Below are 17248 nucleotides of genomic sequence, written 5' to 3'. Positions count from 1 at the left end.
ATCCGATGGGGTAGAGGTGCAGGATTCAAAAGTACGCTGTGTGAGGATGACAACGACGACCGCAGCCGAAAGGGAATGTTGCCGAAGCAGAATTAGTGAGTCAAAACTAATCATGCTGGGGTTACTTCGAATAGGAGTAACACTGTCATTATGAGGGGAAAGTATGAATATACTTTTTGAAAGCCTTCATAATGGGGAGCTACAGATCGTGATGGAGAAACTAATTACTTCAAAAGAGTAATGATAGATTTTTCTCTATCGTTACTCTTTTTTTATTTTGGTTTTTGTCATCATTCTTGTTGTTCCCCTGATTGCAAACGGACACGCATTAAGATTGTGTGATCCAAAAAAACAAGAGGAGGATAAGTAATGACTAACACGATTTTCTCCCTGCTGCCGCCTTTGGTAGCGATCGCTATGGTTATCCTGACCAGGCGCGTTTTGCTGTCATTGGGAGTGGGGATCGTAACAGCCGCATTATTACTGGCTGAATTCAGCATCACAGAAACTTTCAGCATCATTTGGGATGCTGTAAAAGGAATTTTTGTTTCAGAAGGAGAGCTGAACACCTGGAATGTATATATTATTCTATTCTTGCTTGTATTAGGAGTTATTACTGCATTTATATCTATCTCAGGCGGAAGCCGCGCTTTTGGAGAATGGGCGATGAAGCGGGTCAAGACCCGTGCAGGCGCACAGATTGTCGGAGCTGTTTTAGGTATTATCATTTTTATTGACGACTATTTCAATGCTCTGGCAGTCGGTCAGATTTCACGTCCGATTACAGACCGCCAGCGCGTATCCCGTGCAAAGCTGGCGTACCTGATTGATTCGACTTCAGCACCTGTTTGTGTGGTTTCACCGGTTTCTAGCTGGGGAGCATACATTATTGCGCTGATCGGGACAATCCTTGCTGCACATAATGTTACCGAGTATTCAGCTTTCTCGGCATTTATTCAAATGATTCCCATGAACCTTTATGTATGGGCTACTCTTGCTATTGTATTTATCGTGGCGATAAGAGGCATAGAGATTGGGCCAATGAGAGTGCATGAAAAGCGGGCGGTTGAAGAGGGGCTAGTAATGGATCCTGAGAAACCGGCACCTGGTGAACTGAAGGACGGCCTTCCAACAAGTTCTAAAGGATCTGTTGGTAATCTTGTCTGGCCGATTATAGCTCTTGTCATTGGTACAGTGGGCTCAATGTTTTGGACGGGTTCACAGGCGGTTGAAGGAAATGCGACCGTTTTACAAATATTTGAGAATACGGATGTCTCTAAATCCCTAATCCTTGGTGGCTTGGTAGGTCTATTGGTTTCGCTTGGTTTATTCTTCCGTCAGGCGTTCTCCTTGAAAGGTGTTAATCCAAATGTTTTTGGAAAAGGGGTATGGGAAGGCATTAAATCCATGCTTCCAGCTGTTTATATCCTGCTGTTTGCCTGGGCGATTGTTGATTTAATCGGCCGTTTGGAAACTGGAAAGTATTTAGCCGGTCTGGTGGAAAGCTCAAATATGAGCACATCATGGCTTCCGTTTTTACTTTTCGCCATAGCGGGAATTATGGCTTTCAGTACTGGAACCTCATGGGGATCTTTCGGAATCCTGCTTCCGATTGCGGGAGACATTGCTGCTGCAACAGATATTTCTCTGTTATTGCCGGCTATGTCTGCTGTCCTTGCAGGTGCGGTGTTCGGCGACCATTGTTCACCGATTTCCGACACAACGATTCTTTCTTCAACAGGTGCAGGCTGTAATCATATAGACCATGTGATGACTCAGCTTCCATATGCCTTGATTTCAGCGGGAATCGCTTCTGTTGGATATCTGATTATCGGATTTACTGGCAGCACTATTATCGCATTACTTACAGTGGCTGTGCTTGTAGCGGTATTTGCTTTCCTTGGCCGCGGCAAGAAAGAAGCCTGGCAGGAAAATATGGCAAGTTAAACACTGTAAAAAAAGGCTTTCTCTTTGAGAGAAGGCCTTTTTTGGTGCCGTCCAACATAAATGAAAAGGTTCCCCTGAGGGAACCCTTTTATTTATAGGTTATTATTTTTTCTATTTAAGTCTTCATCTTCTGTAATGTGTTCATGCCCTCTCTCAAAATGCACTTCTTCTTTCTTGAGATTTTCCTTGACCTGCTGCGTTTCCTGAACTTCCCGTTTGCCTACGACAATCTCTTCGGTGACAACGGGCTTTTTGGAGACTTCCACACGCTCTTCTGTAATAGGAATCCTGATTGTTTCTTCATCCGATATAGGTGAGGAGCTTACACCAGCCGCATCATTCACTTTTCTTCTTTCTACATATACTTCTTCATGCTCGACCGGTACATTTACTGATTTTTGTTTTTCCACAACGTCTTTATGGATTTCAACTTCTCCGGCTTGCACACGTTCTTTCGACACATCGAGATGTTCTTCCCGCAGTTTTAATGATTGCTCATCTTCTGCAGCTGAATTTCTTAGCTCATGATATCCGCCTGTGTAAGTGCTGTCCGCTTTGGCTTCAGCAGTTCCGGCACCGGTAAAGCCAGTTGCAGTATCCATTCTATCACTGGTATTTCATTTATGCTTATTTGGAAATTTTCAAGCACATTGGTTATATTCCCGGGGTCACAATGGCCAAACGAGGTTAATTTTGGCATCCGCATAATTTTATTTTGAATTATTTGAATAAATAACGAAACTTTTTAAGTTTCAAGAATAAATTTTAAAAAGGGGGTGAGGACAAGGAATTACTTGGTCAGCTTTGGTAAAATAACACTTGGCCGGGTGGAATCCAAATGGAAATTAAAATAGGAATATATTAATTTTCATAGACGCTTTACTCTGGTATTGTACTAAAAGTAATTATTTTGAAAAATATTACTATTAGGAAAATAATGTTTTGACAGAATATCAAAAACTAGCTATACTAGGCTTAGTTAGATTTAATTATCTGAAAATATAAAAAGTTCCCATTGTTCTTTTTAATTGGGAGAATTTACAGGGGGTAGGATTTACTATGGATAATCGTCCGCAGTGGGGATCCAGGGCTGGGTTTATTATGGCAGCTGTGGGTTCTGCAATTGGTCTAGGAAACATTTGGCGTTTCCCGGCAGTTGCTTATGAAAATGGAGGGGGAGCATTCTTTTTTCCGTATTTGTTTGCTTTGCTGACAGCAGGTATACCGCTTTTGATTATGGAATTTACAATTGGACATAAGTATCGCGGATCAGCACCTTTGTCTTATGCAAGATTAAGTAAAAAATACGAATGGCTGGGCTGGTGGCAAGTTGCCATTTCATTTGTGATTTCAACATATTATGCAGTTATTATCGCATGGGCAATGTCTTTCGCAGGCTTCTCGTTTAATCTCAAATGGGGTGACGATCCAAACGGATTCCTCTTTGGAGAATATTTAAAGCTTGCGGAAATGCCTGGAGATGTCGGCGGAATTGTACCGGGAGTATTCATACCGTTAGTTATTGTTTGGGCTGTGACGCTTGGAATCCTGTTTAAAGGGATCAAAAAAGGTATCGAAATCGCGAACAAAATCTTTATTCCTGTCCTTGTAGTTTTATTTTTAATTATTGTTGTTCGCGCATTGACTCTTGATGGGGCTATTGCAGGTTTGGATGCATTCTTTAAGCCAAACTGGGAGATGATAGCAGATCCTAAAGTCTGGGTTGCGGCATATGGCCAAATATTCTTTAGTTTATCAATTGGATTTGCCATCATGGTAACCTATTCAAGCTACCTTCCAAAGAAAACGGATTTGACAAACAGCGCCTTCATTACCGGCTTTGCAAACTCCGGTTTTGAACTTCTTGCTGGTATCGGTGTTTTTGCCGCACTTGGATTTATGGCTGCACAGCAGGGTGTAGGCATTAATGAGGTAGTATCATCAGGTGTAGGATTGGCATTCGTTGTATTCCCGCAGATCATTAACGAATTCCCTGCTTTAAATGGGCTATTCGGTTCTTTCTTCTTTATCTGTTTAACACTGGCGGGGTTAACATCGCTAATTTCAATTGTTGAAACATTTGTTGCCGGAGTACAGGATAAGTTTAATGTATCACGTAACAAAGCTGTTCTTGTTGGGGGCGGTTTATCTGCTGTAATTTCCGTTCTCTTTGCGACACAGGGCGGTTTATACTTCCTGGATGCGGCTGATTACTTCATCAACCAATTTGGTGTTGCGTTAGCAGGACTGGTACAGGTTGTTATTGTTGGCTGGGTGCTTAAAGAGCTCAAGAATCTTCAAAATCATGCAGATGCTGTTTCTGATATAAGACTTGGTTCCTGGTGGAAGATATGCTTGACAGCTATTACACCAATCGTGCTTGGCTATATGATGGTTCAAAACATTATTACGAATATTAAAGAGAATTATGAAGGGTATCCTACCAGCTTCCTTCTCTATTCCGGCTGGGCAGTAGCCATTGCCGCCATTATCTTAGGATTTGTGTTTATGGCTATTAAAAAGAATGATACACAGACTAAGCTTACAATACCAGCTGATAAGGAGGTATCTCAATAATGTCTATAAGTGCAATTACAATGATGGTGGCTGGGATGCTCATTATCTGGGGCGGCCTTGCAGCAAGTATCATGAATGCTGTGTCCAAAGCAAAAAAAGCTAAATAATTTATGAAGGACTGCCTGGCTAATGGGCAGTCCTTTGTTTATTTTCTTCTGGCTTTAATCCGTTCCTGTCTTTCCCATAATCTTAAGTGTGGATATGGATCGTAGGACCATTCAGTATAGCCGTTGTCTTTGTAGATGCCATAATGAAGATGTGGCGGGAATTTGCCTGATGTACCCGGAGGCCCATATCCGGAGCTTCCAACTCCGCCTATCATCATGCCGGGTTCGACGATTTGGCCAACCCTGAGATCCTTTGCAAACCCGCTTAAGTGGGCAAAATAATGGTAATTGTTATTAATATCACGGATGCCAATTCTCCATCCACCATATTTGTTCCAGCCCTTCATTTCCACTATTCCATAGGAAGTAGCCCGGACTGGTACCCCATAATCAGCAAAAATATCGGTTCCCTCATGAATCCGTCTTCCGCCCCAGCCCCTTGCGTCACCCCAAGTATTTCTGTAGCTGTAATTGCTCCTCAAAGGGACAGGGAAGGTGTGATCATCAAGATCAAGGCGGCCGAACTGTTTATAAATTTGGGCTTTGCCGATAATGATGCCGACAGCTTTATCGCGTTTATAATAATTCCACAATCCAATTTTTACATTATCATGGTCTGTACCATATGAGAGAAGGAATTTGGCAAAGGAATGAAGAACATCTTCATCACTTTTCAAGCTGGCTTTTCCGTCCCCGTCCCCGTCCATTCCTATTCCATTGAAAAATTGTATGGATGTAGGATTCTCATCGGATGGATCTGGGTTCAATATTCCCGCCCACTCTTCAGGTTTGAAATAGATGCCTGTAATGCCTTCTGCTTTGGGAATATCCCTTCTGGACTGCCGGACATTCCGTTCATACTGATCAATCCCCGCAAGGTAATACCAGGGGATGTTCGTAACAGCTTCAACTTTTTTATATAAGGTCATTCTTTGTTTATATACATCAGCTTGATTTTCTTGGGCGCTGACTGTGCATAAGGAAATCAGTAATAACAATAAGGCCGCAGCTGCGGTAAATAATATCCGCACGGAAATCCTCCCTTCTTTTATGGTCTGCTTATTTAGTTTGTGAGGAATGGATAATTTAATAAATATCAATTAATGGTAATACCAGAATCTTCGGCTTGTCCTCTTCAATTCATTATGATAAAGTGGCATCAGGTGAAGCCTAATCAGCTTAGTCGGAATTTGCTTATGACAGGCTTTTTTAATAGGCAAGAATGTATTAATTCTGAAGTCAGATAACTGTCTGGCTCCAGCGCCTACCCCCTCGAGGCCTCAAGCCAAGGGTAAGGCGCTTGCGCCTTTCTTTCCGTCTAGCTTCAGTTTAAGGAGTGGGAAAATGAGCAAAAAAGAAGAATACTTGCGCAAGCCTGAATGGCTGAAAATAAAGTTAAACACAAATGAAAATTATACTGGCCTTAAAAAAATGATGAGGGAAAAAAATCTTCATACTGTTTGTGAAGAGGCTAAGTGCCCCAACATTCATGAATGCTGGGCAGTAAGAAGAACGGCCACGTTCATGATTCTTGGGGATGTTTGTACGCGTGCCTGCCGGTTTTGTGCTGTCAAAACGGGCCTGCCAACTGAATTGGATCTTCAGGAGCCGGAACGCGTGGCAGATTCCGTAGCGCTAATGAACTTAAAGCATGCAGTGGTAACAGCTGTAGCAAGAGATGACTTAAAGGACGGCGGTGCTGCTGTTTTCGCAGAAACGGTCCGTGCCATCAGAAGAAAAAGCCCGTTCACTACGATTGAAGTATTGCCCTCAGACATGGGCGGTGTGTATGATAACCTGAAAATGCTTATGGATGCCCGGCCTGATATTCTTAACCACAATATCGAAACAGTTGAGCGCCTGACTCCAAGAGTAAGAGCTCGTGCAAAATATAAGCGCTCTCTTGAATTTTTAAAGCGTGCAAAAGAGATGCAGCCAGATATTCCTACAAAATCCAGCTTGATGATCGGGCTTGGCGAAACAAAAGAGGAAATAATTGCGGTAATGGATGATCTGCGTGCCCATGATGTTGATATTATGACAATAGGGCAGTATCTGCAGCCATCCAAGAAACATCTTAAGGTTTTGAAATACTATTCACCTGAAGAATTCCAGGAGCTGAAGGACATTGCAATGAGCAAAGGATTCAGCCATTGTGAAGCAGGCCCGCTTGTCCGCTCTTCCTATCATGCTGATGAGCAGGTAAATGCGGCATCTAAACAAAAGCAGCTTATGGCAGAAAAGGAAATCCAGGAAGCATAAGATAAAAAAAGAGTTCAGCGCCATCGCTGGACTCTTTTTTCATACTGCTGAATGATTAACGGTTACCTGCTTTCTTGACGTTTTCCCCAAGATCATCTTTATCCATATCATCGTTTCTTTCGCCTTGCATTTCACCGTTTTCATTTTCACTTTCACTCATTCTTTCTCCTTGAGGAGAATTAAGCATTTGTTTAATTAACTGGTTAATGCCATTTTCAGCATTACGTCCATCAGAATCAACTGTTGCATAGTTTTCAACATTTTTCCTTAATGAAGTATCATCACTTACATAGACATGATACCATCGTGGGACTACAGACATGGCCATCTTCTTCACCTGATCAGCTGTCTGATTGCGATTTTTTGTGTCAGTGTTATATACGATCAGGACTTCTTCATCTGTTACAAGAGTTGAAATATCGTCCACGTTCGGAACTTCAGTGCAATATTTTCCGATAATATCTGCAACCTGCTCACGGTCAATGGCAGCATAGTGATCCGCTGAAACGTTGTCTCCCATAATTGGGCTTTTTTGATGGCGCACGTATCCGAAGTCTTCACCGGTATTGTTTCGGCCGTTTCGCCCGTTGCCCATATCCCTATTGTATAAATCAGCACGCTGGTCATTTACATTTATGGTGTGACCGGTTTCTTCATAGATATCTTCTTGTGCGGCATTGTTTTGACAGGCAGTCAGTGCAGCCATGCCGCTAATACCAAGAATGATTAGTGATTTTTTCACTATAAACACCTCCTCATCTATAGAATTGCCACTGCTGAATTTTTTTCTCTTAGTAATTGATGGGGAATCAGTTATAATTTAATTAGGACAAATATTGGTTTGTTTTCATATCCTGTGATTTCCAATATAATACTGGTACATATGCTTTTTAAGTTGAGGTGAATAAATTGGTCTGCATTAATAATATCTGCTATGAAGTGATTCAGGAAGAACGGGATGGTTTTAATGAGGAAGCATTTCGCGGGAGATACAGCGAAATTTTATCCAGGTATGACTATATTGTTGGCGACTGGGGATATGGTCAGCTTCGTCTCCGCGGCTTTTTCGATGATCAGAACCAAAAGGCTTCATTTGATACAAAAATAAGTACTCTGACCGAGTATCTTTACGAATTCTGTAATTTCGGATGTGCCTATTTTGTTGTGAAAAAAGTGAAAAGCTAAAAAGGGCAGGGGGGTAACCCTGCCCTTTTTTGATGCTGCCTGCCCTTTGTGGGTGTACGCTTTTTTAAGTCTCTGTATATGGCGGTTCTTCATTTTTATCAGGGTCATCATGCGGCGGATGCGCCCCTGGCATTTGCCTCGGCAAGTTCTGATGGAGGGACTTGAACTCATAATTGAAGGCACTGTAATAGCGCTGGCCCTCCTGCCATGGGGTGCTTTTGTTCTCTACCGGCTCATCCGCATTTCTGGGAGAGCCATAGGCACCTTCAGGCAAGTCCTCGGGAATAAGGAAATTCCTTTGCGTTTCCACATTTGAGAAATCGGTGTATGTGCGTCTTTCTTTATCGTCCATGCTATCACTCCTTAGGAAGTTTATATGCAGCAGGGTCTTTAAAGAAAAAGGAGAACCCACAAAATAGGTTCTCCCTTAGTATCTGTTTATTATCGTATATTAAACGATTTCCATGAGAAATGACTTAAGCTCCTCTGCATCTTCCTCAGAAAGCTGAAAAACATGCTCAAGATAGCCTTCTTCCTTTAAGTCATCTTCTCCAATGATGGCAAAGCGGCTTCCCTGGATATCAAGGACCAATTGTTTGCCGTAATAGCGATCTGAACGAATGATAGCTAAATCGAATCGCTGATTTTCCCCCATAAAGCTGACGAATCTGGTTTTCGTATCTTCAAGATCATCATATAAGAAAAAGCGTTCTGCCAAATATAACACTCCTTAGCTGTTTTATATACCGATTATAGCATGTCTTTTTAAGGTTTATCCCCCAAGAGCTGAAATTACTCAAAGTGAATCCCCATTGAAGGTATTGAAAACTTTATATACAATAAAGAAGTAAAGAGAACTTTAGGGTTTCGGGTGGCTATGGATGACACGGGTGCAGGAGGATGCTTTAACCAGGAGCCTGAAATCTTCATAGGAGGAACGAAGCATTATGTATTTCGTAGACAGGGAAAAGATTGAAGACACACTCAGTTATCTGGAACAGCAAATCTCCCTTTTTGAAGAAGTGAAAGAGTGGACATCCCCTATTGAAAAGGCAGCATTGGAACGGATTGCCCAAATTATGATCGAATCGATCCTTGATATTGGAAATACGATGATAGACGGTTTTATCATGAGGGATCCAGGCAGCTACGATGATATCGTGGATATTCTTGACGATGAAAAAGTCATCAGCAAAGAAATGAGCGAGAGCTTTAAACAATTCATTACATATCGAAAAATGCTCGTCCAAAACTACACAGATGTCAATCATGAGGGGCTAAAAGCAGCGATTAGCAGCCATATCCCCATGATTAAAGAGTTTCCAGGCCGGGTCAGAGAGTATTTGATCAATGAACTCGGACCGGTTTCTGCATTTAAACCTCAATAAGGATCGGAGAAATCCGATCTTTTTCTCTATGACACATTAGTCTTGAATAAAGAGAAGGTCGGTGAATGTCATGCATATTGGAGAAAACTCCACAAGAGATATGATTCTGAGGTTAATCAAAACAGCGGGGAAACGATCCATACTGGAAATGGCCCAGAAGTTAGGAAGGGATACTAATAAGGCATGATCATATGGGAGGAATGGTTTTGAAAAAATATAAAGGATACTTAATCGATTTAGATGGCACTATGTATCGCGGGACAGAGCTGATTAGTGAGGCTGCGGACTTTGTCAAAAAGCTTCAGCAGCTGGGTCTTCCCTATTTGTTTGTGACGAATAATTCGTCAAGAACACCAGGTCAGGTGGCGGATAAGCTTGTGAAGTTTGGGATTCCTGCTGAAGAGAGACAGGTATTTACAACGAGCATGGCCACTGCCAGCTACATATATGAACAGAAAAATGATGCTTCTGTATATGTGATCGGAGAAGAAGGTATACGGGAAGCGCTGTCTGAAAAAGGGCTAAGCTTTGCAGAGGAGCATGCAGACTTCGTTGTGGTAGGAATTGACCGCTCAATTAACTATGAAAAGCTGTCCATTGCCTGTCTTGCTGTCCGGAATGGGGCAACATTCATTTCCACAAACGGAGACATTGCCATTCCGACAGAAAGAGGACTGCTGCCGGGCAATGGTTCACTAACCTCTGTCATCACTGTATCGACACAAACTCAGCCTGTTTTTATTGGCAAGCCGGAATCGATTATCATGGAGCAGGCTTTGAAGGTGCTGGGAACCGCCAAGGAAGAAACTCTGATGGTTGGAGATAACTATGATACGGATATCTTAGCAGGAATGAATGCCGGTATGGATACCCTGCTTGTCCATACGGGGGTAACAACGAAAGAATTATTGAAGGGCTATGAGAGGCAGCCGGACTTTGTACTCGATTCATTAGCGGATTGGGACTTCAAATAGAAAAAGGATGGAGAAAAGTCTCCATCTTTTTTCTATTCCACATTTTCAGCACTATGTGCAAGCCTGCTCGAAGCGGCTGCAGCGATAGCTCCTACAATATCATCAAGGAAGGTATGGCATCTGCCTGAACTCTTATCGTTCAGGTCCTTCAGAATGCCCGGCTTCAATTTATCGATATACCCGAAATTGGTAAATCCGATGGAACCATATACGTTTACAATGGATAAGGCCAATACTTCATCCGCACCGTATAATCCTTCATCTGTAGCGATAATCGATTGCAGCGGCTCCAGGAGTTTCTTTTCCTCGGCCAGCATATCAAGCTGTATTCCTGTCAAAATGGCATTTTGCACTTCTCTTTTTGATAAGACACGCTCAACATTATGAATGCAATCCTTCATCTGCAAATCGGGGTGATATTTCTCCTGGAGGAAGAACACCAAATCAGCAATATCCTGTATTTCAACCCCTCTTTCATGTAGCCATTTACGTGCTGTCTGCTCTGTAAGATTAACTGCTTTTTTTTCTTCATTCATTGGCTTCACCTTTTCTGGTTAATAAATGATTGCGGCAAGTACATCAGGCCTTTAAAGGACCTGTGCAGTTCACTTTTAGATACTTTTCACTATGTATATACCCTTTTTTTATCAAATATGCCCACTGCCGCTCAAACGGAAAAAAATCATTTTCTATATCATTTCCATGGTACACAGTCTTATCCAAGAAAACAACAAGTTTTAAAGTCTTCTATCATATATATCACTTAAGGATCTCTTTAAAATGAGGTGGTTTAATGTTTAGAAAGCTTTTGAAAGAACAATTTGGCATAGATGCAGAAGATACAATCAGAATCGGAAAATATGACGCGTGCCGGAAGCAGGGGCATCTTTATTTGCTTGTGCCTGCGGGGCATACAGATGAAGAAGAGCTTGATGAACTGGACCGAATGGCAGAACACCTGTCCAATAACGGAGATAGAAATATAAGCACTTTTTTGAAAACGAAGGAAGGCAAGCAGTCCATTGACTGGAATGATAGCCGCTTTTGCATTTTAGTAAATCGGCATACCCTGAGCAGGAAGCAGAATCAGTTTGGCCGAAAGCTGGCAAAGTTCCATTACAGAGGCAGGAGCATTTCTTTTCCTGTGAAAAAAACGAGCAGAATCGGGCAATGGAAACAGCTTTGGGAACAGCGGCTTGACCAAATGGAAAAGGTATGGAATGAGATGCTTTTCCAAAAACCCGAAAATGATTTTGAGAGAATGTTTTTAGAGTCTTTTCCATACTATATGGGGCTGGCTGAAAACTCAATACAGTATCTTGTGGATACAGAGCTTGATGAGGAACCCGGAATGGCAGACAGCGGAACTGTTTGTCATATTAGACTGACATCTGCCACCTGGGGAGACAGTTATTATATGAAAAATCCATTTGACTGGGTATTTGACCACTCGTCGAGAGATTTGGCGGAATGGACAAGGGAAAAATACTTCCGTAATATCAAAACGTATCAGCCGGAACTCCGCCAATTCTTATCGGAATATCAAAGTGTAGGAGGATTATCCTCTTTTTCATGGCGGTTATGCTACGCCCGTCTTTTGTTTCCTCTCCATTATTTTGAAACAATCGAAAATTATTATAGCGCCGATTCTGAACAGCAAAAGCTGGTGCTTCAGGAGCGCCTGCAGAAGTATCTCTGGCAGTCTGATGACCATGAGCGTTTTCTGGGCGGGTTCTTTGAATTTGCCGAAGTTCCGATCAAAAAACTAAGGATTCCTCTGGTGAATTGGATTAAGAGCTGAAAAAAGGCAGGGAATTCCCTCTTTCTTGGCGAAAGGAAAAGTAAGCTGAGAATGTGAAAAGGGGATATTTCAATGAAACCATATGTTTTTATCAGCAGGAAGCTGCCTGAAGATGTTATCGCCATTTTAAAAGAAAAATACATGGTTGAAATGTGGGATCGGGAAGATGTGCCTGTTCCTTATGATGTATTTCTGCAAGAAGCGGGAAAGGCAGATGCCCTTCTAACCATGCTGTCAGAGCCGGTAAATGAGGAAGTTCTGAAAGCGGGAGAGAAGCTGAAGATCGTTGCCAATATGGCTGTCGGCTATGATAATGTAGACGTTGAAACAGCAAAAAGGCTCGGAATTACAGTTACAAATACACCAGAGGTATTAAATGATTCAACCGCCGACCTGACATTTGCACTTGTGCTTGCTGCTGCCCGCAGAATGGTGGAGGCTGCGGAGTTTGTGAAGAAAGGCGATTGGAAGAGCTGGAGCCCGCTGCTTTTGGCAGGCCAGGATGTGCATCATAAAACAATCGGGATTGTAGGAATGGGGAATATCGGAAAAAATGTGGCAAAGCGTGCCGCAGGATTTGATATGGAAATCCTATATCACAATCGCTCGAGAAAGCCGGATGCAGAACAGGAACTGGGAGCTCAATATGTAAGCTTTGATGAGCTGCTCGAACGGTCAGATTTTGTTGTCTGTCTGACGCCTTTGACAGAAGAAACAAGAAATTTATTTAACCGGAACGCATTCCGGATGATGAAAGACAAGGCTGTTTTTGTGAATGCCTCCAGAGGACCGGTAGTAAATGAACATGACTTATATGAAGCACTGAAGGCAGGTGAAATTGCGGCTGCAGGATTGGATGTTTTTGCGGAAGAGCCAATCGGCGCCGGACATCCGCTGTTAGAGCTGAAAAATGTTGTGGCCATGCCCCATATCGGAAGTGCAAGCATAGAAACGCGCTATAGCATGATGCAGCTGTGTGTTGAAAACATTGACCTTGTTCTTTCAGAAAAGAAACCGAAGACACCGGTCATATAGTGATGAAGGCATCCAAGAAGGGTGCCTTTATTGATGGATAAAAATTTTTAAAAAAATTAAAGCTCAATAAAACAGTATGTTAAGCGCTTCCACTTGGTATTTTCGGAAAATTGCCTATTGTAAAAATCTCGCTTGCCCCCTATAATGTCTACTATACAAATACAAATGTACTTACATAGTGAACACTTTAAGGGGGAGCTAGCGTGGAATCAATCTCAATCGGTTTATTAGGGTTAGGAACAGTTGGATCAGGTGTCGTGCAAATCATTGAGAAACATCAGGATAAGCTTATGCACCAGGTCGGCTGTCCGGTTGTTGTGAAGAAAGTTCTTGTTAAAGATGTAAATAAAGACAGAGCCGTTAAAGTGGACAGGAATTTGCTGACGCTTAATCCTGAAGACATTTTAAATGATGCTGATATAGATGTAGTGATTGAAGTAATGGGCGGCATAGAAGAAACCAGAAACCACTTAAAGAAAGCTTTGGATAATGGCAAGCATGTGGTGACGGCAAATAAAGATCTGATGGCGGTTTATGGTCCTGAATTGCTGGCTGCTGCTGCTCAAAACGGGTGTGATCTCTTTTATGAGGCAAGTGTTGCCGGCGGCATTCCCATTTTAAGAGGGCTGGTAGATGGTTTGGCTTCTGATAGAATTACAAAAATGATGGGAATTGTGAATGGGACAACGAACTTTATTTTGACAAAAATGAGCAAGAATGGGAGCGCTTATGAGGACGTTCTGAAAGAAGCTCAGGAGCTGGGATATGCGGAAAGCGACCCGACTGCAGATGTGGAGGGCCTTGATGCAGCAAGAAAAATGGCAATCCTGTCTACACTGGGTTTTTCCATGAATATTGACCTTGATGATGTAAAGGTTAAAGGCATTACAGATATTACAGAAGAAGACCTGCAGTACGGCAGGCAGCTTGGGTACATCATGAAGCTGATCGGTATTGCCCATCGGGAAGGGGAGAAGGTGGAAGTAAGTGTCCAGCCGACTTTGCTGTCCGAGTCCCATCCTCTTGCATCGGTTCAGGATGAATACAATGCAGTATATGTTTACGGTGAAGCGGTAGGGGAAACCATGTTCTACGGACCTGGGGCAGGCAGTCTGCCTACAGCTACAGCTGTGGTATCGGACCTTGTTGGGGTCATGAAAAATATGCGTCTTGGCGTCAATGGAAAAAGTGCGGCAGTTCCTCAATATGATAAGAAATTAAAAGATGCAGATGAAATTTATTCAAAGTATTTCTTAAGGTTGCATGTAAAAGATGAAGTAGGGACATTTGCCAACATCACATCCATTTTTTCAGAGCATCATGTCAGCTTCGAGAAAATCCTGCAGCTTCCTTTAAAGGAAAAAGGGCTTGCTGAGATTGTGCTGGTTACCCACCAGGCATCCCTTCAGGATTATGAGGATATTTTAGTAAGTTTAAGAGATTTGCCGGCAGTCCAATCAATCAAAAGTTCGTATCGTGTGGAAGGGAGCGCTAGAGTATGAGATGGGAAGGCCTCATAAAAACATATAAAGACTATTTGCCAGTTAGTGAAAATACACCAATGCTTACTTTAAATGAGGGCAATACTCCCCTGATCAGGCTGGATAAGCTCTCAAGGGACTGGGGCATTGACCTCTATGTGAAAACGGAAGGAGCAAATCCTACAGGGTCATTTAAAGACAGAGGCATGGTTATGGCTGTAGCAAAGGCGAAAGAAGAAGGAAGTGACGCCATCATCTGTGCCTCCACAGGCAATACCTCTGCGGCTGCGGCTGCATATGCAGCAAGGGCCGGCATGAGATGTGTAGTTGTCATCCCTGAAGGGAAAATCGCCATGGGGAAGCTTGCACAGGCTGTTATGTATGGAGCGGAAGTCATATCTATTGAAGGCAACTTTGACCAGGCACTGGCAATGGTGCGGAAGATAAGCGAAACAGAACCTATTACTCTCGTAAACTCGGTTAATCCATATCGTCTTGAAGGTCAGAAGACAGGGGCCTTTGAAATCTGCGACCAGCTTGGAGACGCACCGGATATCCTTGCCCTGCCAGTGGGCAATGCCGGCAATATTTCTGCCTATTGGAAAGGGTTTAAAGAATACAATGAAGCGCGCGGCACTGGTCTTCCAAGAATGCACGGAATACAGGCTGAAGGTGCAGCTGCCATTGTCCACAACCGTGTGTTTGAAAGTCCTGAAACGATTGCAACAGCCATCCGAATCGGAAATCCTGCGAGCTGGCATTTAGCCAATGCAGCATTATCGGAATCAAATGGGAAAATTGATGAAGTCAGCGACGAAGAGATCCTGTGCATGTACCGTAAACTTGCTTCAACTGAAGGCATTTTTGCTGAGCCAGCTTCATGTGCTTCGCTTGCGGGGCTATATAAGCAGCTGCGTAATGGGGAGATTCCTCATAAAACAAAAGTGGTGGCTATCCTGACTGGGAACGGACTTAAGGATCCAAATACAGCCATAGATTGCAGCCCTGTTAAGCCTGTTTTGCTGCCAAATGATGAAAAAGCTGTTGCGAACCATATCAAGGGAGCCGTTCACATATGAGCGAAGGTGAAATGGTTGTCATCAAGGTACCCGGCAGCACGGCAAATCTCGGGCCAGGCTTCGACTCAATTGGTCTTGCCTTAAATATATATTTGACGCTTGAAGCCGAAAAGGCAGATAAGTTTGAAATGATTCCTTTATCAGAGCCGCTAAGCATCTACCCTTCGGATGAATCAAATTTTATTTTTCAGGTTGCAATGGATACCGCGAAGAAGTATGGAAGAGAGCTTCCGGGATGCAAAGCCCGTATTTCGAGTGACATCCCTCTCACACGGGGACTTGGATCAAGCGCTGCAGCCATTGTAGCGGGTATTGAATTGGCTGATGTGCTTTGCGGGCTTCAGCTGACACAGTACGAGAAGCTTGAGCTGTCTTCCAGAATGGAGGGCCATCCTGATAACGCAGGAGCCTCCCTTCTCGGAGGCCTCGTTATTGGTTGCCTGTCAGAGGAAGAGGTATCTGTTCAGAGTATTAAAAGTATAGAATTTGATGTTATAGCAGTGGTCCCGAAAGAAGAGCTCCTTACAAAGGAATCCAGAGGCGTTCTGCCTTCAGAATGGTCCTTTAGGGAAGCTGTCCAGGCTGGGGCAGTCGGCAATGTCATGGTAGCAGCCTTGCTTAGCGGGAATTTCTCCCTGGCAGGCAAGATGATGAGTGGGGATTTATTCCATCATCCTTACCGAAAGAAAATGGTTTCGCATTTGGAAGTCATTGAAAAAGCTGCACCAGGGCTCGGAGTATTTGGAGTTGCCTTAAGCGGTGCCGGCCCGGCAGTTCTCTGCCTGGCTGAGACAGGATGTGCTGCCTCAGTGGCAGAAGGGCTTCAGAGGCTGCTCCCTGACATGGAAATCCTTCCCCTGAAAATTGATCAGGAAGGCTGCACGGTGTTAAAAAAAAGCCCGGCTGAGCTGGAAGTCGCACATAAAGTTTAAAAAAGGAATAAAAAAAGCGATGTCATGCCGACATCGCTTTTTATAAGGTAAAATTAAAATACTTGTTCTACTTCGACTACACCAGGTACTTCTTCCAAAAGAGCGCGCTCAATACCGGCTTTCAACGTAATCGTTGAACTTGGGCAGCTGCCGCATGCACCAAGAAGGCGCAATTTAACGATGCCCTCTTCAACATCCACCAATTCACAGTCCCCGCCATCGCGAAGAAGGAATGGGCGCAATTTATCTAATACTTCCTGAACTTGTTCAGTCATAGTTGTTTGTTCTGCCATGTGAAATCGACTCCTTTCCATACATTTATTATAATCAAATCAGTCTTAAAAATCTATTCCAAGAACGTAATTTCCACTCATTAGGAGAATATTTTTATCGCAGTCTAACGGGCAGTAAGATCCCCACCTCAAGACTCAGCGGAATCAAAGGAGGACAAGTGGGGTCAAACTGCCCGTAAAGGCCCGA

General features: G+C 43.1%; 19 protein-coding genes and 1 riboswitch. Of the genes, 12 read left to right on the top strand and 7 right to left on the bottom strand.

Annotated elements, in window-relative coordinates; all coding sequences use genetic code 11:
- The first annotated feature begins 3 nt into the window (after window positions 1–3).
- Window positions 4–210: riboswitch (Lysine riboswitch) on the top strand.
- Between the two features lie 159 nt (window positions 211–369).
- Complete coding sequence (locus BFI01S_RS14485; protein ID WP_061793251.1) at window positions 370–1947, top strand: Na+/H+ antiporter NhaC family protein; 1578 nt, start codon at window positions 370–372, stop codon at window positions 1945–1947.
- A 92-nt stretch (window positions 1948–2039) separates the two neighbouring features.
- Here BFI01S_RS14485 and BFI01S_RS14480 read toward each other — a convergent pair whose 3' ends face one another.
- Window positions 2040–2549: a YsnF/AvaK domain-containing protein gene (locus tag BFI01S_RS14480; RefSeq protein ID WP_235831201.1), complete on the bottom strand. Its 510-nt coding sequence runs from the start codon at window positions 2547–2549 to the stop codon at window positions 2040–2042.
- A 457-nt stretch (window positions 2550–3006) separates the two neighbouring features.
- On the opposite strand from BFI01S_RS14480, the gene BFI01S_RS14475 reads away from it, so the two are divergent.
- Entirely contained in the window at window positions 3007–4524 is a 1518-nt protein-coding gene (locus BFI01S_RS14475; protein WP_061793250.1) for a sodium-dependent transporter, read from the top strand.
- Window positions 4524–4631 carry a methionine/alanine import family NSS transporter small subunit gene (locus BFI01S_RS23085; RefSeq protein ID WP_115596807.1) on the top strand — a complete coding sequence of 36 codons (108 nt, stop codon included), beginning with the start codon at window positions 4524–4526 and terminating at the stop codon, window positions 4629–4631. The genes BFI01S_RS14475 and BFI01S_RS23085 overlap by 1 nt, the downstream gene beginning before the upstream one ends.
- Window positions 4632–4669: 38 nt before the next feature.
- Here the strand turns inward: BFI01S_RS23085 and BFI01S_RS14470 are convergent, their stop codons facing one another.
- Complete coding sequence (locus tag BFI01S_RS14470; protein ID WP_061793249.1) at window positions 4670–5662, bottom strand: M23 family metallopeptidase; 993 nt, start codon at window positions 5660–5662, stop codon at window positions 4670–4672.
- Window positions 5663–5975: 313 nt separating this feature from the next.
- Here BFI01S_RS14470 and lipA point away from each other — a divergent pair, with 313 nt between their 5' ends.
- On the top strand, window positions 5976–6893 hold the full coding sequence (lipA, locus tag BFI01S_RS14465) for a lipoyl synthase (protein ID WP_061793248.1): 918 nt from the start codon (window positions 5976–5978) through the stop codon (window positions 6891–6893).
- 55 nt (window positions 6894–6948) lie between these two features.
- On the opposite strand, the gene BFI01S_RS14460 is transcribed toward lipA, so the two are convergent.
- Window positions 6949–7635, bottom strand: coding sequence for a YhcN/YlaJ family sporulation lipoprotein (locus tag BFI01S_RS14460; RefSeq protein ID WP_061793247.1), 687 nt, complete (start codon window positions 7633–7635; stop codon window positions 6949–6951).
- 167 nt (window positions 7636–7802) lie between these two features.
- Here BFI01S_RS14460 and BFI01S_RS14455 point away from each other — a divergent pair, with 167 nt between their 5' ends.
- The gene (locus BFI01S_RS14455; protein ID WP_009331716.1) at window positions 7803–8078 is read left to right on the top strand and encodes a YutD family protein; all 276 of its coding nucleotides are present in this window, start codon (window positions 7803–7805) and stop codon (window positions 8076–8078) included.
- Window positions 8079–8142: 64 nt separating this feature from the next.
- Here the strand turns inward: BFI01S_RS14455 and BFI01S_RS14450 are convergent, their stop codons facing one another.
- Both BFI01S_RS14450 and BFI01S_RS14445 read right to left on the bottom strand, forming a co-directional pair.
- Window positions 8143–8430, bottom strand: a complete 288-nt coding sequence (locus BFI01S_RS14450) for a hypothetical protein (protein WP_009331715.1) — start codon at window positions 8428–8430, stop codon at window positions 8143–8145.
- 99 nt (window positions 8431–8529) lie between these two features.
- Window positions 8530–8796 (bottom strand): DUF3055 domain-containing protein, encoded by a 267-nt coding sequence (locus BFI01S_RS14445; RefSeq protein ID WP_061793246.1) that lies wholly within the window; start codon window positions 8794–8796, stop codon window positions 8530–8532.
- A 229-nt stretch (window positions 8797–9025) separates the two neighbouring features.
- On the opposite strand from BFI01S_RS14445, the gene hepT reads away from it, so the two are divergent.
- Both hepT and BFI01S_RS14435 read left to right on the top strand, forming a co-directional pair.
- Window positions 9026–9466 carry a type VII toxin-antitoxin system HepT family RNase toxin gene (gene hepT, locus BFI01S_RS14440; protein ID WP_061793245.1) on the top strand — a complete coding sequence of 147 codons (441 nt, stop codon included), beginning with the start codon at window positions 9026–9028 and terminating at the stop codon, window positions 9464–9466.
- A gap of 206 nt (window positions 9467–9672) precedes the next feature.
- Window positions 9673–10440, top strand: a complete 768-nt coding sequence (locus BFI01S_RS14435) for a TIGR01457 family HAD-type hydrolase (RefSeq protein ID WP_061793244.1) — start codon at window positions 9673–9675, stop codon at window positions 10438–10440.
- Between the two features lie 32 nt (window positions 10441–10472).
- Here BFI01S_RS14435 and BFI01S_RS14430 read toward each other — a convergent pair whose 3' ends face one another.
- Window positions 10473–10976 carry a phosphatidylglycerophosphatase A family protein gene (locus tag BFI01S_RS14430; protein ID WP_035331967.1) on the bottom strand — a complete coding sequence of 168 codons (504 nt, stop codon included), beginning with the start codon at window positions 10974–10976 and terminating at the stop codon, window positions 10473–10475.
- Between the two features lie 257 nt (window positions 10977–11233).
- Between BFI01S_RS14430 and yutH the strand changes: the two genes are divergently transcribed.
- The 5 genes from yutH (at window position 11234) to thrB (ending at window position 16768) form a co-directional block, all read left to right on the top strand.
- Complete coding sequence (gene yutH / locus BFI01S_RS14425) at window positions 11234–12241, top strand: spore coat putative kinase YutH (protein ID WP_061793243.1); 1008 nt, start codon at window positions 11234–11236, stop codon at window positions 12239–12241.
- 72 nt (window positions 12242–12313) lie between these two features.
- Complete coding sequence (locus tag BFI01S_RS14420; RefSeq protein WP_061793242.1) at window positions 12314–13276, top strand: 2-hydroxyacid dehydrogenase; 963 nt, start codon at window positions 12314–12316, stop codon at window positions 13274–13276.
- A gap of 203 nt (window positions 13277–13479) precedes the next feature.
- Window positions 13480–14778, top strand: coding sequence for a homoserine dehydrogenase (locus tag BFI01S_RS14415; RefSeq protein WP_061793241.1), 1299 nt, complete (start codon window positions 13480–13482; stop codon window positions 14776–14778).
- Window positions 14775–15836, top strand: coding sequence for a threonine synthase (gene thrC, locus BFI01S_RS14410; RefSeq protein ID WP_061793240.1), 1062 nt, complete (start codon window positions 14775–14777; stop codon window positions 15834–15836). Before BFI01S_RS14415 ends, thrC begins: the two co-directional genes overlap by 4 nt.
- Entirely contained in the window at window positions 15833–16768 is a 936-nt protein-coding gene (thrB, locus tag BFI01S_RS14405) for a homoserine kinase (RefSeq protein WP_061793239.1), read from the top strand. The genes thrC and thrB overlap by 4 nt, the downstream gene beginning before the upstream one ends.
- A gap of 53 nt (window positions 16769–16821) precedes the next feature.
- Here the strand turns inward: thrB and BFI01S_RS14400 are convergent, their stop codons facing one another.
- Window positions 16822–17082 (bottom strand): NifU family protein, encoded by a 261-nt coding sequence (locus BFI01S_RS14400; RefSeq protein ID WP_235831200.1) that lies wholly within the window; start codon window positions 17080–17082, stop codon window positions 16822–16824.
- Window positions 17083–17248: the final 166 nt, after the last annotated feature.

The organism is Cytobacillus firmus NBRC 15306 (genome assembly GCF_001591465.1).
Taxonomy (GTDB): Bacteria; Bacillota; Bacilli; order Bacillales; family Cytobacillaceae; genus Cytobacillus; species Cytobacillus firmus.
Note: the sequence above shows the minus strand (reverse complement) of the source record. Positions and strands in the feature narration are given on the sequence as shown.